We start from the raw sequence: 16825 nt of genomic DNA, 5'->3' as shown, positions 1-16825 counted from the left end.
AGACGGTCGCTCCGGTGACGATCGCGGTGACCTGGTGTTCTCCGGGCGGCTGTGTGCGCGGAGGAGCGGGGGCGTAGTTTACGGATCGTGGACCTCGACTACGTCTGTGCGCACGCCGGCCGTCCCGCAGCCGCTCTCACTCGCAGGGACGTCGCACGCGCGCTGCTCACCGTGCCCTCTGGAGTGGCGCTCGTGGCGCTGCCCGACCTGCGGCGGGAGCTTCTGGCCGCCGGTAACCCGCTGTCGTCGTCGTTCTGGGAGTCGGCCAGGACGACGCTCGGCTCGATCGAGTCGGGGGCCGCCACCGTCGGCGACGTGCAGCGCTGGGTCGAGTCGACGGGGAGCGAGCCGATCCTGATGACGCCGAGCTATTTCGTGTGGGCGGAGGAGAACGAGCGCGGGCCGGTGGCGGAGGAGATGTTCGACCTGCTCGTCGCCTACCTGGAGGAGCGGATGCGCTCGGGGGAGATCGACCCGGACGCGCTGGCGACCGGCGACCATCGGGCCCGCCGCGCCTACGAGGAGCTGCAGGAGCGCTGGCTCAGCACGCCGCTGCCCGACGGGCGGGTGCCGGGCTTCGTGGTCAGCGACGAGCAGGACGAGGAGCTGTACGCCGCGGTGGGCGAGGAGGAGGCACTGGCGCTGTCGGAGCTGCACCGGATCATGGGCGAGCTGGACAAGCAGCCGGATCTGCCCGTGGCCGACCTCGCGCGGGCCGGCACCCGGCTGCGGGGGCTGCTCGACCGTCCCGGCTATCCGGCCAACGTGCTGCGCGCCTGCGCGGGGTTCGAGGACAGGCCGCTGCCCGACGACGACACGGAGCTGTGGCTGGCGGTCGCGGCGGGGATCGCGGGGCCGCTCTCCGACCTGCCGGAGGAGGCGGACCTGCTGGAGGAGTTCGTGGACCTCGACCGTGAGCTCAGCGACGAGGACACGGTGCTGGCCAACCTGTTCGCCATCCAGTACGCCGACTGGCTGGCGGCGGTCACCGCCCTCGTCAGGCTGGGGCCGGGCGTCCTCGCCTCACCCGAGCGGATCGCCCGGCTGATCTCGGAGTCCGAGGACATCGACGCCTACGACGAGGGCCCGGACGACCTCGGCGCGACCGAGGTGCTGTTCGGCCCGGTGGTGAGCCTGTGGAGGCACCTCGGCATCGTCGACGAGGACGGCGTGCTCACTCCGCTGGGCTGGTGGGGCCTGCCCAAGGCGCTGGAGCGCGCCTGGTCACCCGTCGACTAGATCTTGGTATTCGGGGTGGCGCTCGATGTAGGTCACCACGTAGGGGCACAGGGGCACGACCCGCAGTCCGGCGTCGCGGCTCGCCTCCAGGGCGTGCTTGACCAGCCTGCCGGCCAGCCCCTTGCCCCCGTGCTCCGGCTGGACCTCGGTGTGCGTGAGCACGATCTTCGCGCCCCGCAGGCGGTAGTCGGCGAACCCGGCGACCTGTCCGTCCACGAGGACCTCGAACCGGCTCTTCGCCGGGTCGTCGACCACTTCAATCGTCGGCATCTACTCGGATTTCTTGTCGAGGTCGGCCTCGTGCGGCACTTCGATCCTGGCGATCTGCTTGTTCATGGACTTGACCAGAACGTACAGGGCCAGGCCGATGAGGGCGACGACGGTGAAGCCGAGAATGCCCGGGCTGATATCACCTGCTGCTAGAACGTGCACACATCCAGTCTGCCACCTGGGTGCCGTGCTCGGTTCGGCGGCTCAGTGCCTCGGCGGAGAGGTGGCTCAGTGGAGAGGTGGCTCAGTGGCAGGCCGGTGAGCTCTCCTCGGCGTGGATGCCGGCGAACAGGTCGTCCTCCGGCAGCTCGGTGTCGACCAGCGAGCGCGCCAGGTGGTAGTCCTCGGTCGGCCAGACCTCCTCCTGCACCTCACGCGGGCACTGGAAGAACCAGCCGTCGGGGTCCACCTGGGTGGCGTGCGCGAGCAGCGCCTCGTCGCGGATCCGGAAGTATTCGGCGCACCGCACCTGGGTGGTCACGTGCCACTTGGTGGGCCGGTCCTCCCACCGGGAGATCCAGTCGGCGTACGGTGAGCCGAGGCCGCGCGCGGTCATCGCCTCGTGCAGCGCCTCGAACCGGTCCTTGCTGAAGCCCATGTGGTAGTAGAGCTTCAGCGGCTGCCACGGGTCGCCGGTGCCGGGGTAGCGGTCGGGGTCGCCCGCCGCCTCGAACGCCTCCACCGAGACCTTGTTGGTCATGATGTGGTCGGGGTGCGGGTAGCCGCCGTCGTCGTCGTAGGTGATGATCACATGCGGCCTGAACTCGCGCACCGCGGCGACCAGCGGAGCCGAGGCGTCCTCCAGCTTCTGCAAGGCGAAGCAGCCTTCGGGCAGCTCCTCCTCCTCGTTCTCCGGCAGCCCCGAGTCGACGAATCCCATGAAACGCTGCTCAACGCCGAGGATCTCTCGGGCCCGGGCCATCTCGGCTCTGCGCACCTCGGCGATGTTCGCCACGATCTCAGGGCGGTCCATCTTGGGGTTCAGCACGGAACCACGCTCACCGCCCGTGAGCGTACAGACCAGCACGTCCACGCCTTCACGGACGTAACGTGCCATCGTCGCAGCGCCCTTGCTCGACTCGTCGTCGGGGTGGGCGTGGACGGCCATCAGCCTCAGCGGTGCACTCACGGGCTCGATGTCTCCTCAGTAGGGACCGATCACTTGCCCAGAGAGGTTAGTTTCTGCTGGGCGGTCGCGAGGGCGTGGCCCCCGCAGGCGACAATTGTCTCGGATAACGCTCAGGGAGTGCAGGGAGATTCCGCCATGGCCACCAGAGATGTCGAGAACGGGCCCGTTCTCGGCACACCCGACGACTTCCCCGACCGTCCAGAACGCGGCGGGCGGCTCGTCGTGCACGTCGTGATCGGCGTGCTCGTGGCCATCATCGCAGGTGGATGGGGTTATGTGATGTGGTCGATGACCGGGAGCAACACCGGCGCGGTGGCGCAGGTGGTGTCCTTCGACGTCGACCCGGCCCAAGCCGAGATCACCTTCACCGTCAGCAAGCCCTCCGGCAGGGCGGCGGTCTGCCGGATCAGGGCCACGGACGTGGACCATGCAGAAGTGGGCAGCAAGGAAGTAAGAATTCCCGCTGGTGAGGGTAGTAAGCAGCTCAAGGAACGCCTGGACACCAGTGTCCAGGCCACTTCCGTGCACGTGCAGTACTGCAATCTCGTATAGTGAGACATTTGGGGAAGCGTTCGCGCGGTTGGCTTGTTAGTCTTTCGCGATTCAACCGCATGCAACCTTCAGTGATCTCAGGGCCCCCTAGCTAGCAAGGAGAACCCGTGGCCGACTCTCGCGATGAGAACGTCACATGGCTGACGCAGGAGGCGTACGACCGCCTGAAGGCCGAGTACGAATATCTCTCGGGGCCCGGGCGCGTCGACATCGCCAAGAAGATCGAGGCCGCCCGCGAAGAGGGTGACCTCAAGGAGAACGGCGGCTACCACGCGGCCAAGGACGAACAGGGCAAGATGGAGGCGCGGATCTTCCACCTCCGGCAGATCCTGGACAGCGCGCAGGTGGGTGAGGCCCCCAAGACCGAGGGGGTGGTGGGCCCCGGCATGACGGTGACCATCCGCTTCACCGGTGACGACGACGAGGTGACGTTCCTGCTCGCCTCCCGTGAGGAGAGCGGCTCCCCGATCGACGTCTACTCGCCACGGTCCCCGCTCGGTGCGGCGATCAACGGCAAGAAGATCGGTGAGAAGGCGACGTACAGCATGCCCAACGGTCGTCAGAACACCGTCGAGATCCTCGAGGCTGTGCCGTACATCGGCAACTGACCCCCGAAGAACAGCTCCGCCGGGCCCACGCTGGCCCGGCGGAGTTCGCTCGTTCCTCGGGGATCGGCCAGGACCTCAGCTTCCTGGTGAGCACGAGGCGGCGGCGTGACACCCGCAAGCTGATCCCGTTCATCGTGGTGGCGCTGGTCGCCGTGCTGACGGCCGACGTGCTGCTGCTCGCCGAGATCAGGCAGCCGGCCGAGCCGGTCGTCACGGAGGCCGTACGGGTCCGCCCGGCTCCGAAGCAGAGCCTGATGGCGCAGTCGGAGACGGTGCAGCCGGTGAAGCCGCTCGCGGGCCTGCACAAGCCCAATCTCTTCGTGGTGACGCGCAAGCCGCTCACCCAGGCCCACTTACAGAAGGTCGCCCGGCTGCCGGGGGTGCGCGCGCTGGAGCTGGCCGACGCCGCCAGCGTCACGCTCGACGGCAAGCGGGTGCAGACCCTCGCCGTCGACCCCTCCTCCTTCCGCGCCTACACGCCCAAGGTGACGGCCGCCTCGGACGCGCTGTGGTCCAACGTGGCGGCGGGTGACGTGGCCGTGTCGTTCGTGCTGGGCAACGACGGCGGGCTGACGCTGCATCGGAAGGTGAGCGGGCCGGCCGGGCCGCTGCGGATCGGCGCCTACGCCACGACCGGCTTCGGCGGGGTGGACGCGGTCGTGTCCAAGCGGACCGGCCGCACGCTGGGCCTCCCGCGCGACAACGCGCTGATCATCAGTGCCCCGAAGGCCGACTCGGCCAAGCTCCGCGACAGGCTGGAGAAGCTGCTGCCGAAGGGCACCCAGACGGCCATGGTCAACCCGGTGCTGCCCGTACGGCAGACCAGGCAGCGCAACTGGCCGACCGGGTCGTTCATGTCGGGTGAGCAGCTCACGGCCGCCTTGGAGGCCGCCGCCTCCAAGCTCGGCACACCGTACGTGTGGGGCGCCGAGGGGCCGACCACCTTCGACTGCTCGGGGCTGGTCCAGTGGGCCTACGGGCAGGCGGGGGTACGCATGCCGCGCGTGACGCACCAGCAGTGGGTGACGGGGCCGCAGGTGCCGCTCAGCGATGCGCAGCCGGGTGACCTGCTGTTCTGGCGCAATGACCCCACCAATCCCGGCTACATCTCGCATGTGGCGATCTACTGGGGCAACGGCAAGATGCTGCACGCCCCCCGCACCGGCGACGTGGTCAAGATCGCCCCGGTGAACACCCGCAACCTGGCCGGTGTGGTCAGGGTGAGCCCGCAGGCCGCCACCCAGGTTCGCTGAGCCTTCTGGTTCCGTACGAGACCGCCTCGTTCTGGTGCGTGCTATTTTCCGGCAACTATGTAATGTTGATTACATGGCAAGCGATGACATGACAGCGCAGATGCGCGGCTGGTTCACCGGGCGGCTCCCGCAAGGCTGGTTCACCGGCCCGCCCCAGGTCACCAGGGACCGCGAGGAGATCGCGGTCGTCGGCACGCTGCCGGATCCCCCGGCGGGTGTGGAGGAGGCCGAGCGAGGGGCCCTCATCGACGGGCTGATCGGCCGGTTCAGGGAGGAGACGCGGGAGCGGCGCATCGAGATCGCCAAGGAGGCCGAGCGGAAGTTCCGGCAGAAGGTCTCCTGGGGTGTCACCTGTGGTGGTGAGACTGTGATGTTCACCACACTCTCCGTGCCCGTCATGACCAGGTTGCGGCAGTCCGAGCGACAGGTCCTCGACACGCTCGTGGCCGCCGGGGTGGCCCGCAGTCGCAGCGACGCCCTCGCCTGGTGCGTCCGCCTGGTCGGCCGCAACACCGACACCTGGCTGGGGGAATTGCGCGACGCCCTGCAGCATGTGGACCGGGTCAGGTCCGCGGGGCCCGACGTCAATTCGTGAGCGGATTGGACTAAACCATTCGGCACATTGGTTTAGACCATTTCGATTGGCCTAAACCAGCGTGCCGGCGACTTTCTTTTAAAACGTGTCCCGGTGGGTAGGCTCCCCCAATCGTCAAGGCCGCTGCCTGCGGCGACAGCCGAGTCAGAGGTCTATGCCAATTGGCTTTCCGGTGTCGTCGTCGTTAATGATGAGCGGGCCCTGAGAGAGTGGAGGAGCCGCAGCCGTGTCTGTTTCCGTGGAAGTTCCCACGCCTACCGCCAATGCCGAATTGGCCGCGTGGGTGAAAGAGATAGCCGCCCTTACCGAGCCGGACCGGATCGAGTGGTGCGACGGCTCGGAGGAGGAGTGGACGCGCCTGACCAACCTCCTGGTCGACCAGGGCACGTTCACCCGGCTGGCCAAGCGGCCCAACAGCTTCTACGCGACCTCCGACCCGAGCGACGTGGCCCGGGTCGAGGACCGCACCTTCATCTGCTCCGAGCGGGAGCAGGACGCCGGGCCGACCAACCACTGGATCGCGCCGGCCGAGATGCGCAGGACCTTCGGCGAGGTGTTCAAGGGCAGCATGCGCGGCCGCACGATGTACGTCGTGCCGTTCTGCATGGGGCCGCTCGGCGGCGACATCTCCCAGCTCGGCGTCGAGATCACCGACTCGCCGTACGTCGTGGTCTCGATGCGGGTCATGACCAGGATGGGCGATCGGGCGCTGCGCCTGATCGAGGAGCGCGGCGAGTTCGTCAAGGCCGTCCACAGCGTCGGCGCGCCGCTGGAGCCCGGCCAGCAGGACGTCCCGTGGCCGTGCAACTCCACCAAGTACATCAGCCACTTCCCCGAGACCCGCGAGATCTGGTCCTACGGCTCCGGCTACGGCGGCAACGCCCTGCTCGGCAAGAAGTGCTACGCGCTGCGCATCGCCAGCGTGATGGCGCGTGACCAGGGCTGGCTGGCCGAGCACATGCTCATCCTCAAGCTGACGCCGCCCTCCGGGGAGCACCGCTACGTCGTGGCCGCCTTCCCCAGCGCTTGCGGCAAGACCAACCTCGCCATGCTCCAGCCGACCATCCCCGGCTGGAAGGTCGAGACGGTCGGTGACGACATCGCCTGGATGCGCTTCGGAGACGACGGCCGGCTCTACGCCATCAACCCCGAGGCCGGCTTCTTCGGCGTCGCGCCCGGCACCGGCGAGACCACCAACGCCAACGCGGTCAAGACGCTCTGGGGCAACAGCATCTTCACCAACGTCGCGCTCACCGACGACGGCGACGTGTGGTGGGAGGGCCTGACCGACAAGCCGCCGGCGCACCTGACCGACTGGAAGGGCCGTTCCTGGACCCCGGACAGCGACGAGCCCGCCGCCCATCCGAACTCCCGCTTCACCACGCCTGCCTCCCAGTGCCCGATCATCGCCCCCGAATGGCAGGACCCCAAGGGCGTGCCGATCTCGGCGATCCTGTTCGGCGGCCGCCGGGCCACCGCGGTGCCGCTCGTCACCGAGTCGCTGAGCTGGGAGCACGGCGTCTTCCTCGGCGCGAACATCGCCTCGGAGAAGACCGCGGCGGCCGAGGGCAAGGTCGGTGAGCTGCGCCACGACCCGTTCGCGATGCTGCCGTTCTGCGGCTACAACATGGGCGACTACTTCGCCCACTGGCTGGACATCGGCCGCCGCCAGGGCGCGAAGCTGCCGCGCATCTACTACGTGAACTGGTTCCGCAAGAACGCCGACGGAAAGTTCATCTGGCCGGGCTTCGGCGAGAACAGCCGCGTGCTCAAGTGGATCGTGGACCGGCTGAACGGCGAGGCCAAGGCCGTGCCGACCCCGATCGGGCTGGTGCCGGACTCGCTCGACACCGAGGGGCTCGACCTGCCCGAAGAGGACCTGCGCACGCTGCTGAGCGTCGACCGCGAGGTGTGGCGCGAGGAGGCGGCGCTGATCCCGGCCCACTTCGACACGTTCGGCAAGCAGCTGCCCAAGGAGCTGTGGGAGGAGTACAACGCCCTGGTGGACCGCCTCGGCTGACCTTGTGCGACGCGGCCGGCCCGGCTAGCTTGGCGGCCCCGCAGTGCTGCCGAGGGAGCCGGGACGGACACGGATGGACAACGTCTTACTGATCGCGGCCATCGGCGTGGTGGGGCTCGTCCTCGCCGCAGACCGAGCCGCTCAGCGTGCCGCCGACAAGGCCCGGGGCAGGGCGGGGGCGGGAAGCTTCGGCCACGACCTGTCCCCTTATGAGCTGGCGTACCTCTCCGGTGGGCCGCGACGCGCGCTCAACGCGGCGCTGGCCGTCCTCGCGACGGCCGGCGCCGTCCGCGTCTCACGGGGCGCGCGCGTGACGATCGTGTACGGCGCCCGCCCGTCGCCGGTGCCGATCGAGCAGGCGGTGCTGGACGTCCTCGGCGCGCGGCCGGGCGGCTGTACGGCGGGTGAGCTGCGGCACGCGCTGGCGGAGCACCCGGCGCTCGCCGAGCTGGCCGGTGGTCTCACCCGCCGGGGCCTGCTGCTGCCCGAGGGGGCGGTGGCCGACGCCGCGAACGGCCGCCTGAGGTGGCTCATGGCGGCCGTGGCGGCGGGGTTCGTCTTCGAGGTGACCGCGATCGTGCTGGCGGTGGCCGGCGTGGCGGGCAAGGAGGGGAAGTTCCTGGGGGCGCTGCTGTTCGGCGCGTTCGGGGTGTTCGTGGGCCTCTCGTCGATCTACAAGGAGCGCCGCAAGCAGCGTGACCGGGTCAGCAAGGAGGGGCGCCAGGTGCTGCTGTCGGCGCTGCGCCGCCATCCGCGCGGCTTCCGCGACCCGGGGTCGCTCAGCCTGGCCGTCGGCGTCCCCGTGGCGCTGTACGGCCTGGGGGAGGTGGACGATCGGATCATCGGCGAGGAGTTGTCGGCCGGGAGCCCGGGAGGCGACATCGCCGGATCCTGCGGGACCTACGCGGACCCCTCCTCTGGCTTCGGATCCTCTGGTTCCGGGGATGGCGGCGGGGGTGGTTTCGGGGGCGGAGACTTCGGCGGTGGCGGCGGATCCTCCGGCTGCGGCGGAGGCGGCGGGTCAGGTGGTTGAGACCTTCAGGCGGGAACCTTTCCGCCTCTCGCGGGCGTCTACTGGATACTCGTAGAGGAGGCGGCCATGGGAGTCCTTGTAACGCTCATCCTGGTCTGTGCCGTATTGATCGCAGCCGTCATAGCGACGACCAGCTCGCTGAAGAGCAGATACGCGCGCATGCGCGGGGCCGTGGACGCGGGAACGCGTGAGCTCGGCGCCTACGAGGTCGCCTATCTCGCGGGCGGCGCGCTGCGGGCGGTCAACACCGCCATCGCCGTGCTGACCCGGGCGGGGCTGCTCCGCGTCTCCAGAGGGGGCCTCCTGCACCCCGTCGCGGGCGCGGCTCGCCCCGGCGACGACCTCGAACGGGCCGTCCTGGCGGCGGCGGGCAGCGGGGCCTCAGCCCACGAGGTCCGCCACGAGGTCGGCAAGGGCCAGGAGATGACCGCCATCCACCACCAGCTGATCGCCCTGGGCCTGATCGCGCCCGAGGAGGCGACCGGGACGGTCCGCTCGCGGCTCAGGCGCCTGGCGCTGCTGTCGGTGCTGTGCCTGATCCTCGTGCCAGTGACCCTGCTCTGCGTGCTGTACCTGCCCGAGGCGGACACCATGGCAGGGGCAGTGCTGGCCGTGGGCGCGATAGCGCTGGTGGTGACCGGGATCTCCGGGCTGAGCACCTATGTCCGGCTGCGGCGGGCGCTGCGGAGCCTGGTCACCTACGCGGGCCAAGAACGGCTGAGCAGGGCCAAGAGCACGCACCGGCCGGGCGCCCCGGCGGCGACGGTGTCGGACATCTCCATGCCGGTCGCCCTGTACGGCCTGAGCGCGATGGGCGACCCCGAGACCGAGGCCGAGCTCAACGCCCGCGACAACGCGGTGCCGCCCGGCGGCAGCTGCGCCGGCGGAACCTGCGGCGGCTCCCACGACACCACCCAGAGCTTCGGCGGCGGCGACTTCGTCGGCTCCAGCGGCACGAGCTCCAGCGGCGGGAGCGGCAGCCACAGCGCCTCCAGCAGCTCCTGTGGCGGTGGCGGCAGCTCGTGCGGTGGTGGCGGCGGCTGTGGCGGAGGCTGCGGTGGTGGCTGACCAGCCACGGGAGCATGCGGCGTCGGCTGACCGATCTCCGGAGCATGCGGCGTCGGCCGATCGTCGATCGGAGCACGCGGCGAGTGGGAGGTGGGGTCGGATGGGGCGGCTGGGGTTGGGCATCGGGTGGCGCGCGGAGATCGATCTCACCGTGGAGCGGCTGGCCGGCGTCGAGTTCGTCGAGGTCATCGCCGAGAACATCCGTCCCGCCTCCCTCCCCGCGTCGCTGCGGGTGCTGCGCGAACGCGGCCTCCCCGTGATCCCGCACGGCGTGAGCCTCGGCGTCGGCGGCGCCGAACCACCCTCCGCCGCCACCCTCGCCCACCTGGCCGCCTGCGCCCAGGCGCTGGACGCCCCGCTGGTCAGCGAGCACCTCGCGTTCGTCCGGGCGGGCGGCGTCGAGGCCGGTCACCTGCTGCCGGTGCCCCGCACCCGCGACGCCCTGAAGGTCGTCGCGCAGAACGTGCGCCAGGCCCAGGACGCGCTGCCGGTCCCGCTCGCCCTGGAGAACGTGGCCGCCCTCTTCGGCTGGCCAGAGGACGAGCTCACCGACGCCCAGTTCCTCGGCGAGCTGGTCGAGCTCACCGGCGTGCACCTGCTCATCGACGTCGCCAACCTCTACACCAACCAGGTGAACCTCGGGCTGTCGGCCGTCCAGGCGCTCGACGACCTGCCGCTGTCGCAGCTCGCGTACGTGCACGTCGCCGGCGGGGAGGAGCACGGCGGCGTCTGGCACGACACGCACACCGCCTCGGTGCCCGAGCCCGTCCTCGACATCCTCCGGGAGCTCTGCGCCCGCACCCACCCGCCGGGCGTCCTGCTGGAGTGGGACGACCACTACCCCAGCGACGAGGCCCTCGCCGCCGAACTCTCCCGCATCCGAGCCGCCACGACCACCCCCACCCCATGACCCCCGACCCACCCCCAACCCAGCCCCCGAGCGCGCCCACGGCTAAGTTCTCTGGCTTGTCCGATGGGCAGTTCCCGTGCACGCCCACCGCACAGTCGCCGAGCTTGTCCGACGGGCAGCCGTCGGGTGTTCCTGCTGAGCGGGGCCGGAGGCAGTCGGCTGGGCAGGAGCCGCGGGTGGCCGGTGACCGGGATCCCGGTGGGGAGGATGGTGCGGGTCGGCGGAGGTTGGCCGAGGCGCAGGCGCGGGTGGTGGCGGCGTTGGTCAGCGGTGCGGAGCCGCCGGAGGGGTTCGACGCCGCGCGGTTGAGGGTGCAGGCGGGGAGCCTCGTGGCCAAGCGCCGCAGTGTCGTGGCCAGGCTGCGGCCGGATGCGGCCCGGGCGGCGGGGAAGGATCTGGCCGCCGACTTCGCCGCCTACGCCCGCTCCCGTACGGTGCCGCCGCCCGGTTATCGCGCGGACGCCGACGACTTCGCGGCCTGGCTCCGCGCCCAGGGGAAGATGCCCACCGCGCCTGCCGGGCCCACCGCGCCTGCCGGGCCCACCGCGCCTGCCGGGCCCACCGCGCCCGCCGGGTTCGCTGAGGCTGCGGGGCCGGACAGGTCGTCCTGGTGGGTCAGGTTGTGGCGGCGTTCTCCCTGATCAGGCGGCGCGCTTCCGGTCAGGTGCCCTCTTCCCCGTCGGCAGGCGGATTTCCTCCGGGGCAGACCCTCCCCGGAGGAGGGCTACGCTGTCGAATACGCACCATTCCGCCGTGCCCAAGTGGCACGGGTGGTGAGTGGCGGCTGCCCGGAGGCCTGTTAAAGACCTGCGGGACGGGCGGGCAGGGCAGGTGAGTGGTGCTCGTGCCGGCGGCGTTCGGCTGGGTTCGTGTACGGGCTCATGGACGGCTTCGGGCGGGTCGGAAGGCCGCCTGGAGCCCGTGGATGGGCACGGGCACGGGCGAAACGCGGTGATAATTGCCTGTTGGGTCGTCCGACCTGAGGTACTGCAGCGCTGGGGAGGGACTCCGTGGGCCTGCGCGATGTGGTCTACCGGGTGTACGAACGCCGGCTGGAGGCCAAGCTGTCGAAAGACAGCGTGCCCCGGCACGTCGGGGTCATCATCGACGGCAACCGCCGCTGGGCGCGCGCCATGGGGATGCGGGACGTCGCGACGGGACACCGTAAGGGCGCCGACAAGATAGCCGAGCTGCTCACCTGGTGTCGTGAGACCGGTGTCGAGGTCGTCACGGTCTGGATGCTGTCGAACGACAACCTCAACCGGCCCAGCGAGGAGCTCGAGCCGCTGCTGGGCATCATCGAGGACGTCACGCAGGAGCTCGTGGAGCTGGGGTGGCGGATCAGTCCGGTCGGAGCGCTCGACCTGCTCCCGGACAGGACGGCTAATGTCCTAAAAAATGCGAAAGAAGTAACATCACACCGTCCGGGCCTGATTGTGAACGTTGCAGTTGGGTATGGAGGAAGGCGTGAGATTGCCGATGCGGTGCGCTCACTCCTCCAGGAGCATGCGAGCAGGGGCGCGAGCATCGAGGACCTCGTCGAGGTGCTCGATGTCGAACATATCGCGGAGCATCTCTACACTCGCGGCCAGCCCGACCCGGATCTTCTCATCCGGACCTCGGGCGAACAGCGTCTGTCGGGCTTCATGTTGTGGCAGAGTGCTCACTCAGAGTTCTACTTCCACGAGGCCTACTGGCCCGACTTCCGCAGGGTGGATTTCCTGCGGGCGCTGCGTGATTACGCTGCGAGACACCGACGTTACGGTTCCTGACGGGACATCTGGGTATCCAGAACGTAACGTTGGAAGTGTCCGGTCGCAGACCGAACACTCCGGAGAGGTCCCGCCTTTGCACCAACATCTGCCGAGGGGGGCCGGAACCCGGCACCGCCGGCATGTCGCGGTGGGAGACCCGGGTCCGGTCCGATTCCCGCCTCGTCTGCAGGGCGCCCGACCGCTAGGGCGCCCGGGGGAGAACGTGTGGCAGTGTCCTCGAGCAACCCTTCGACCAACCCCGCCAAGCGCACTTACGTGCTGGACACCTCGGTCCTGCTAGCCGATCCGGCGGCAATGACCCGCTTCGCGGAGCACGATGTCGTTCTGCCGATCGTCGTGATCACGGAGCTGGAGGGAAAGCGGCACCATCCCGAGCTGGGCTATTTCGCCAGAAAGGCCCTGCGCTACTTCGACGACCTGCGCGTTGAGTACGGCAGGCTGGACGAGCCCATGCCGACAGGGGACGGCACGATCAGGGTTGAGCTCAATCACAGCGATCCGTCCATCTTGCCCGTGGGGTTCCGCCTGGGCGACAACGACACGCGCATCCTCACCGTGGCCCGTTCGCTGGCCGCGGAGGGGTGTGACGTCGTGCTCGTCTCCAAGGACCTGCCCATGCGGGTCAAGGCGGCCTCGATCGGCCTGTCGGCGGAGGAGTACCGCGCCGAGCTGGTGGTCGAGTCCGGCTGGACGGGGATGGCCGAGGTCCAGGTGACCGCGGAGGGCGTCGAGACGCTCTTCGAGCACGGCACGGCCGACCTGGAGGAGGCCAGGGAACTGCCCACGCACACCGGCCTGCGGCTGCTGTCGGCGAAGGGATCGGCGCTCGGGCGGGTGCAGCCGGACAAGTCGGTGCGGCTGGTGCGCGGTGACCGTGAGGTGTTCGGGCTGCACGGCCGCTCCGCCGAGCAGCGCATCGCGCTGGACCTGCTCATGGACCCGGAGATCGGCATCGTCTCACTCGGCGGCAGGGCGGGCACGGGCAAGTCCGCCCTGGCCCTCTGCGCGGGGCTGGAGGCGGTCCTGGAGCGCCGTCAGCACCGCAAGGTGGTCGTCTTCCGCCCGCTGTACGCCGTCGGCGGTCAGGAGCTCGGCTACCTGCCCGGCGGCGAGGGCGAGAAGATGGGCCCGTGGGCGCAGGCGGTCTACGACACCCTGGGCGCGGTCACCACGCCGGAGGTGATCGACGAGGTGCTCGATCGCGGCATGCTGGAGGTGCTGCCGCTGACGCACATCCGCGGCCGGTCGCTGCACGACGCCTTCGTCATCGTGGACGAGGCCCAGTCGCTGGAGCGCGGGGTGCTGCTGACCGTGCTCAGCCGCATCGGCGCCAACTCACGGGTGGTGCTCACCCACGACATCGCCCAGCGTGACAACCTGCGGGTCGGGCGGCACGACGGCGTGGTGGCCGTGGTGGAGAAGCTGAAGGGGCATCCGCTGTTCGCGCACGTCACGCTGACCAGGTCCGAGCGCTCGCCGATCGCCGCGCTGGTGACGGAGATGCTGGAAGACCTGTCCATCTAGCTCACTTGAACTCGCCGCACGTGCGCCGTCCCTCCGTGGTGGTGGAGGGGCGGTCCACGTACTGGCGGATGATCTTTACTTCCTCGACCGTCGTGTCCTGCTGGGCGGTGCACACGATCTGCGCCTTGCCGAGCTCGGTCAGCGTGCCCTCGCCCTTGATGAACACGGTCAGCGTCGAGGTCCGCGGCAGCTTGACCTCGTCGCGCTGGACGGGGTTGAGCGAGTCCTCGATGCCCTCGAAGACGAAGCCGCGCAGGGCGGTGTCCCGGTCGCCGAGCGGCTGGGTCGAGGCGTCGAACAGGGCGGTGAGGAGGCTGCTCACCGAGTCGGAGTCCACGTCGGCGGGCTCCAGCGTGAGCTCGCCGTCCTTGAGCAGGTAGATGGTCTTGGACGGTGGCGGGACCCGGACGACGGGCGGGCCGCCCCGGTCGATCACGTCGGTGGGGGAGATGCCGCAGGCCGCCGTCAGGAGCAGCGCGACCGCCGCGAGCGCGTGCCGCCTGCTCATGGGTGCGGGAGCCAGACCGTGAAGAGCGTGCCGGGAGTCTGCGCCCGTACGGAGATCGTGCCGCCGTGCAGGTGCACGTTGGCGCGCGCGATGGCCAGGCCCAGGCCGCTGCCCTGGCTGCGGGAGCGGCCCGCGCCCGCCTTGTAGAAGCGGTCGAAGACGTGCGGCATCGCCGCCGCCGGGATGCCCTGGCCGTGGTCGCGCACCTTCACCTCCAGGCCGTTCTGCGTGGCTCTCGCGCTGACCTCCACCGGGGGCGCGCCGTGCTTGAGCGCGTTGCCGACCAGGTTGGCCACGATGACGTCGAACCTGCTCAGGTCGAGGGTGACGGTCAGGCTCCGGGAGGAGGTCACCTCGACCTGCTCGCTCCAGCCTCGCACTTCCAGGCAGTCGTGGATGGCGTCCGACACGTTCACCGGCTCCAGGTTGAGGGTGGCCGTGCCCGCGTCGAAGCGGCTGACCTCGATGAGGTGCTCGACCAGTTCGCGCAGCCGCTCGATCTCGCGCAGCACCAGCCGCACCGCCTCGGCGGGCGCCGTCGGCAGCCGGCTGGCCTCCTCGGAGAGCATGTCGGCCACGGCCGTCATCGCGGTGAGCGGCGTGCGCAGCTCGTGCGAGACGTCGGCGACGAACCTGCGCGACATCGCCTCCAGCGAGCGCAGCTCCGCCACGCTCAGCTCCAGCGCCGCCGCCGCGTCGTTGAACCTGGAGGTCAGCTCGGCGAGCTCGTCCTGTCCGTGTACGGGCAGGCGCGTGTCCAGGCGGCCCTGGCCGAGCGCCTGAGCCGCCGCGCTGAGCCTCCGTACGGGCAGCAGCACCTGTCTGGCCGACAGTACGGCCACCACCAGGGCGATGAGCACGATGGCGGCGCCGCCCTGGGCCAGGGTGGCGCGCAGCGTGGCCAGCTGGCTCTCGTCGTCGCGCAGCGGGAAGAAGACGAACGCCCGTAGCCCGGTGGGCTCGGGGGCCTTGGCGGTCGCGCGGTGGACCTCCGCGCCGACGATCAGCCAGAGCTCGCCGCGCAGCGTCTTGCGCTGGGTGACGATGTTCTGCTTGGAGCGGCCGTGCAGCTCGTTGGGCACGTCGTTCATGGTCATCGGGCCGTCGGTGTGCGTCAGGTCGCCGTACTCCAGCACGACGCTGCGGCCGGGGCCGTCGAGTGCCTGGGACAGGTTGGACAGCTCTCTGGTGCCGGGCTCGGCCTCGCCCGGCCTGAGCCTGCCGATGGGGAAGCTGATCTGGTTGAGCTGCCTGGTCACCAGGTCGACGGAGGAGTCCTCGGCCCGCTTGAGCAACGCCGTCTTGGCCAGCTCGAACCCGATGGTCGCGACGAGGACGGACGCGGTGACGGCCACCAGGGTGAAGGTGATGACCAGGCGCGCCCGGAACCCGGTGGGCGGCCGGATCACGGAGGACTGAACCGGTAGCCGAAACCGCGCACGGTGTGGATGAACACCGGCTCCGCCGGCCTCGGCTCGATCTTCGCCCTGACCCGCTGCACGCAGGCGTCGACCAGACGGGAGTCCGCGACGTGCGTGTGGTCCCAGACCGCGCGCAGCAGGTAGCGCCGGTTGAGCACCTGGCCGGGATGGCGTACCAGCTCCAGCAGCAGGCGCAGCTCGGTGGGCGTCAGGTGGATCTCCTTGCTGGCCAGCATGACCTTGAGCGCGCCTCTGTCGATCATGAGGTCGCCGAACGAGATGCGGTCGGAGGTGGCGGATTCGGCCCGGCGCAGTACGGCGCGGATGCGGGCGTCCAGCACCCGCGGCTCGACCGGTTTGACCACGTAGTCGTCGGCGCCCGCCTCCAGGCCGACCACCACGTCCAGGTCGTCGCCCCGCGCGGTGAGCAGGATCACCGGGAGCTGGTCGAGCTTGCGGATGCGCCGGCACACCTCGACGCCGTCGATGCCGGGCAGCATGACGTCGAGGATGACGATCTCGGGGCGGCGCGAGCGTATGTGGTCCAGGGCCTCCTCACCCGTCGCGTAGGCCGTGACGGAGTGCCCCTGCCTGGTCAGCGCCAGCTCCAGGGCTGTGCGCACAGAGGGGTCGTCTTCAACGAGAAGGATGCCTGCCACGGGCACATTATTAGTCCATGTCGCGTATATCCGGGTTGTGTCACGAAACCGTGACGTGCCGGGGATGTGGCTCTGAAGTCCCTGCGGCAGGCTGATTACGGTCCGCCCTTCGGTTACGGGAGCCCGAAGGGCGGACCATGCCACTGTGACCAAAATCACAACCATGAGGAAAGTCCGGGCTAACCTGCAGGTTAGCCAACAGATGGCAAAGTAAATCCCGCGTTTCGGTTGCGGAGTACCCCCCAAGGCAGGGCAAGCTCA

18 protein-coding genes are annotated in these 16825 nt (G+C 69.8%); 12 read left to right on the top strand and 6 right to left on the bottom strand.

Annotation, left to right across the window (positions count from 1 at the left end):
* The first annotated feature begins 87 nt into the window (after positions 1-87).
* On the top strand, positions 88-1239 hold the full coding sequence (locus tag ACIBQX_RS34250) for a hypothetical protein (protein ID WP_397011926.1): 1152 nt from the start codon (positions 88-90) through the stop codon (positions 1237-1239).
* Here the strand turns inward: ACIBQX_RS34250 and ACIBQX_RS34245 are convergent.
* The 3 genes from ACIBQX_RS34245 to mca all read right to left on the bottom strand — a co-directional run bounded on the left by ACIBQX_RS34245 (position 1225) and on the right by mca (position 2638).
* The gene (locus ACIBQX_RS34245) at positions 1225-1509 is read right to left on the bottom strand and encodes a GNAT family N-acetyltransferase (RefSeq protein ID WP_397011924.1); all 285 of its coding nucleotides are present in this window, start codon (positions 1507-1509) and stop codon (positions 1225-1227) included. The genes ACIBQX_RS34250 and ACIBQX_RS34245 overlap by 15 nt on opposite strands.
* Positions 1510-1671, bottom strand: coding sequence for a hypothetical protein (locus tag ACIBQX_RS34240; RefSeq protein WP_397011922.1), 162 nt, complete (start codon positions 1669-1671; stop codon positions 1510-1512). It lies immediately after the preceding gene.
* 82 nt (positions 1672-1753) lie between these two features.
* The gene (gene mca, locus ACIBQX_RS34235) at positions 1754-2638 is read right to left on the bottom strand and encodes a mycothiol conjugate amidase Mca (RefSeq protein ID WP_397011920.1); all 885 of its coding nucleotides are present in this window, start codon (positions 2636-2638) and stop codon (positions 1754-1756) included.
* 135 nt (positions 2639-2773) lie between these two features.
* Between mca and ACIBQX_RS34230 the strand changes: the two genes are divergently transcribed.
* The 11 genes from ACIBQX_RS34230 (at position 2774) to ACIBQX_RS34180 (ending at position 13976) form a co-directional block, all read left to right on the top strand.
* Positions 2774-3190 carry a DUF4307 domain-containing protein gene (locus tag ACIBQX_RS34230; RefSeq protein ID WP_397011918.1) on the top strand — a complete coding sequence of 139 codons (417 nt, stop codon included), beginning with the start codon at positions 2774-2776 and terminating at the stop codon, positions 3188-3190.
* A gap of 107 nt (positions 3191-3297) precedes the next feature.
* Positions 3298-3798: a transcription elongation factor GreA gene (gene greA, locus ACIBQX_RS34225; protein WP_397011916.1), complete on the top strand. Its 501-nt coding sequence runs from the start codon at positions 3298-3300 to the stop codon at positions 3796-3798.
* An 86-nt stretch (positions 3799-3884) separates the two neighbouring features.
* A complete protein-coding gene (locus ACIBQX_RS34220) occupies positions 3885-5051 on the top strand; it encodes a C40 family peptidase (protein WP_397011914.1) in 1167 nt (388 codons plus the stop codon).
* A gap of 73 nt (positions 5052-5124) precedes the next feature.
* The gene (locus ACIBQX_RS34215) at positions 5125-5646 is read left to right on the top strand and encodes a hypothetical protein (protein WP_397011912.1); all 522 of its coding nucleotides are present in this window, start codon (positions 5125-5127) and stop codon (positions 5644-5646) included.
* Between the two features lie 226 nt (positions 5647-5872).
* Positions 5873-7666: a phosphoenolpyruvate carboxykinase (GTP) gene (locus tag ACIBQX_RS34210; RefSeq protein WP_397011910.1), complete on the top strand. Its 1794-nt coding sequence runs from the start codon at positions 5873-5875 to the stop codon at positions 7664-7666.
* A gap of 73 nt (positions 7667-7739) precedes the next feature.
* Entirely contained in the window at positions 7740-8699 is a 960-nt protein-coding gene (locus tag ACIBQX_RS34205) for a TIGR04222 domain-containing membrane protein (RefSeq protein WP_397011908.1), read from the top strand.
* A 66-nt stretch (positions 8700-8765) separates the two neighbouring features.
* Positions 8766-9767, top strand: coding sequence for a TIGR04222 domain-containing membrane protein (locus ACIBQX_RS34200; RefSeq protein WP_397011906.1), 1002 nt, complete (start codon positions 8766-8768; stop codon positions 9765-9767).
* 100 nt (positions 9768-9867) lie between these two features.
* Positions 9868-10677: a DUF692 family multinuclear iron-containing protein gene (locus ACIBQX_RS34195; RefSeq protein ID WP_397011904.1), complete on the top strand. Its 810-nt coding sequence runs from the start codon at positions 9868-9870 to the stop codon at positions 10675-10677.
* 176 nt (positions 10678-10853) lie between these two features.
* Positions 10854-11318: a hypothetical protein gene (locus ACIBQX_RS34190; protein ID WP_397011902.1), complete on the top strand. Its 465-nt coding sequence runs from the start codon at positions 10854-10856 to the stop codon at positions 11316-11318.
* Positions 11319-11687: 369 nt separating this feature from the next.
* Positions 11688-12449 (top strand): isoprenyl transferase, encoded by a 762-nt coding sequence (locus ACIBQX_RS34185; RefSeq protein WP_397011900.1) that lies wholly within the window; start codon positions 11688-11690, stop codon positions 12447-12449.
* A gap of 207 nt (positions 12450-12656) precedes the next feature.
* On the top strand, positions 12657-13976 hold the full coding sequence (locus tag ACIBQX_RS34180) for a PhoH family protein (protein ID WP_397011898.1): 1320 nt from the start codon (positions 12657-12659) through the stop codon (positions 13974-13976).
* A 1-nt stretch (position 13977) separates the two neighbouring features.
* Here the strand turns inward: ACIBQX_RS34180 and ACIBQX_RS34175 are convergent, their stop codons facing one another.
* From ACIBQX_RS34175 to ACIBQX_RS34165, 3 genes are read right to left on the bottom strand one after another with little or no spacing between them, the layout of a single operon-like run.
* Positions 13978-14484, bottom strand: a complete 507-nt coding sequence (locus tag ACIBQX_RS34175; protein WP_397011896.1) for a hypothetical protein — start codon at positions 14482-14484, stop codon at positions 13978-13980.
* Complete coding sequence (locus tag ACIBQX_RS34170) at positions 14481-15893, bottom strand: ATP-binding protein (protein ID WP_397011894.1); 1413 nt, start codon at positions 15891-15893, stop codon at positions 14481-14483. The genes ACIBQX_RS34175 and ACIBQX_RS34170 overlap by 4 nt, the downstream gene beginning before the upstream one ends.
* Positions 15890-16564, bottom strand: a complete 675-nt coding sequence (locus tag ACIBQX_RS34165) for a response regulator (RefSeq protein WP_397011892.1) — start codon at positions 16562-16564, stop codon at positions 15890-15892. The genes ACIBQX_RS34170 and ACIBQX_RS34165 overlap by 4 nt, the downstream gene beginning before the upstream one ends.
* Positions 16565-16825: the final 261 nt, after the last annotated feature.

The organism is Nonomuraea sp. NPDC049714 (assembly GCF_044465295.1).
Classification (GTDB): domain Bacteria; phylum Actinomycetota; class Actinomycetes; order Streptosporangiales; family Streptosporangiaceae; genus Nonomuraea.
The sequence above is the reverse complement of the archived record's forward strand: the minus strand, read 5'-3'. Positions and strand labels throughout refer to the sequence as shown.

Bases quoted from the DNA above. Each gene is read 5' to 3' on its own strand.
- ACIBQX_RS34215 (WP_397011912.1), top strand. From the start codon at position 5,125: ATGGCAAGCGATGACATGACAGCGCAGATGCGCGGCTGGTTCACCGGG.
- ACIBQX_RS34175 (WP_397011896.1), bottom strand. From the start codon at position 14,484: ATGAGCAGGCGGCACGCGCTCGCGGCGGTCGCGCTGCTCCTGACGGCG.
- ACIBQX_RS34195 (WP_397011904.1), top strand. From the start codon at position 9,868: ATGGGGCGGCTGGGGTTGGGCATCGGGTGGCGCGCGGAGATCGATCTC.
- ACIBQX_RS34205 (WP_397011908.1), top strand. From the start codon at position 7,740: ATGGACAACGTCTTACTGATCGCGGCCATCGGCGTGGTGGGGCTCGTC.
- ACIBQX_RS34245 (WP_397011924.1), bottom strand. From the start codon at position 1,509: ATGCCGACGATTGAAGTGGTCGACGACCCGGCGAAGAGCCGGTTCGAG.
- ACIBQX_RS34200 (WP_397011906.1), top strand. From the start codon at position 8,766: ATGGGAGTCCTTGTAACGCTCATCCTGGTCTGTGCCGTATTGATCGCA.
- ACIBQX_RS34230 (WP_397011918.1), top strand. From the start codon at position 2,774: ATGGCCACCAGAGATGTCGAGAACGGGCCCGTTCTCGGCACACCCGAC.